We start from the raw sequence: 1,972 nt of genomic DNA on the forward strand, positions 1-1,972 counted from the left end.
CAAAAAAATTAGAGTAATGGCTCTTGATCAATAAAATCAAGAATCAGTTGATTAACACGTTCAGGCTCTTCATGGTGTACCCAGTGAGTAGCTTCACCCAGCAATACTCCTCGACCATCATCACAAAATTCGAGACTTTTGCTGGCCAATTCAGGACCTAAAAATCGATCTTTAGCTCCCCAAACCAAGAAAGTTGGCACAGTTACTCGGGAAGGAACATCCGAACTAGTATAGTTGGATATTATAGCACGGTACCAATTGATCATTGAACGCATAGCACCTGGCTGAGACCATGCAGTACGGTAGTTCTGTAACTCTTCTTCACTGAAGGTTCCTTTTCGGCTGCTGCTCACTAATGCCTTCTCTATAGCTTTCCAATTAGACATACTAAATGTCTTTTCCGGTATCCCTCGCAGTTGAAAGAAAGCAATATATGAACTTTTTAGAATTTGTAAGGGGTGTGTTAAAAGTTTGTTACTCATAGCCAATTCGTGTGGAGCGTTAAGAATAATTAGCTTCCGCAGTAACTCGGGATATTCTCTCGCTACTCTCCAAGCCACGATTCCACCCCAGTCATGACCTACTAAAACTACATTTTCTTTACCGGAAGCTTTAATTAAACCAGCAACATCTGCAGCTAAATGATCCGTTCGGTAATCACTTACTTTTTTAGGTTTATCGCTAAGATTATAGCCTCTTTGATCTGGCGTCCATACTCTAAATCCTTTATTTGCCAGTTCAGACATCTGATTGCTCCAACCATACCAAAATTCAGGAAACCCATGCAGTAAAATCACTAACTGTCCATTTTCAGGTCCTTGTTGAACAACATGCAGCTTGATTCCATTCGTCTCAATATACTTATGCTCTTGTATTCCCATATCTTAGAACCTCCTGTGTGAAGCTAATCTTAACACCTTACATATTTACGTTTAAAGCCGATTCTTCCTTTTTCTACTTGTTTTTGAATACTCTCATAAGCATTTAAGGTACTGTTTTTTTTGTTTTCACGTTTGACTTCTACTGTACCTACTTCCATTGCTGTCTCGAGTGCCTTTTCATGTAAAGGAGAAAATGAAATCCCAACCGTGGATAGGAAATTGTTCATGGACGCTTTTGTGCGTTCTGGCGCATCATGAATCGTCTTTTTTACATGATCAAGCATGTCAGAAATTTTACTTTCAGAAAATTCATTGTCTGAACGATTTCCTAAAAGCCAACAATAACAACTCCAACCCGCAGACATTCTCAATTCTTGACCACTTGCAATCCATTTATCCGCAACGTCTTGTGCAATATCTGATTCAGATAATGTTACAGCTACAACAAAATCAGACAACATATAGAAATAAGCTGCATCCATCCAGCGATCAAAATCAGACTCCGTCATAATTTTGGGGTCCGAAATAACACCAGCAAAATACATAGCATCATAATTACCTGTAGCATAAAGCTCTTCCGCTAAAGGTTGATTTTTTTTTATCTTCTTTGACATAGGTTTCATTTCACCCGTGGTTACACCAAAAAGCGGCTCTTGTGCACCATTGGATAGATATATTTTCTTCATTCTTGGCTTACTTAAGTCTTCAAGCTCCTGCATAACTGTTTCAAAATTCATAATTGTTTTGTATCTCCTTACTTAATTTAGTAAAAACTTAGTGTCAGGATTTGAAAGAATACCTAAAACTTATCACGAGCATCACGCAACTCTTTAAAGTCCTCCATCTTCTCTGCTTGCAGAAACAGATTGATTTTTTTCTCTTTACCAATTGTTGTAGGTAAAGTTGGTTTTCCTTTTGCGCGCATTTCATTGACTTGGTTTAAGGCTTCAGAAACGGCTGTGTTCGATGGCTGCATAGAATGTGCAAAACGTAAATTGGTTTGCGTATATTCATGAGCGGCATATACTTGTACCTCATCGTCTAATTGTTTGAATTTCTGTAAGGCATCATATTGAGCTTGATAATCTTTT

The 1,972-nt window shown here is 38.2% G+C and carries 3 protein-coding genes; all 3 read right to left on the reverse strand.

What is annotated here, in order from left to right; translation table 11 throughout:
• Positions 1-8 precede the first annotated feature (8 nt).
• Entirely contained in the window at positions 9-881 is an 873-nt protein-coding gene (locus tag ABS911_RS15010) for an alpha/beta fold hydrolase (RefSeq protein ID WP_350468219.1), read from the reverse strand.
• A gap of 29 nt (positions 882-910) precedes the next feature.
• A complete protein-coding gene (locus tag ABS911_RS15015) occupies positions 911-1,618 on the reverse strand; it encodes a DNA alkylation repair protein (protein ID WP_023176526.1) in 708 nt (235 codons plus the stop codon).
• 62 nt (positions 1,619-1,680) lie between these two features.
• Positions 1,681-1,972 (reverse strand): hydroxyacylglutathione hydrolase C-terminal domain-containing protein (locus ABS911_RS15020; RefSeq protein ID WP_350468220.1); only part of this gene is annotated, 292 nt, incomplete at its 5' end.

This window comes from Carnobacterium sp., assembly GCF_040274425.1.

Bases quoted from the DNA above. Each gene is read 5' to 3' on its own strand.
- ABS911_RS15010 (WP_350468219.1), bottom strand. From the start codon at position 881: ATGGGAATACAAGAGCATAAGTATATTGAGACGAATGGAATCAAGCTG.
- ABS911_RS15015 (WP_023176526.1), bottom strand. From the start codon at position 1,618: ATGAATTTTGAAACAGTTATGCAGGAGCTTGAAGACTTAAGTAAGCCA.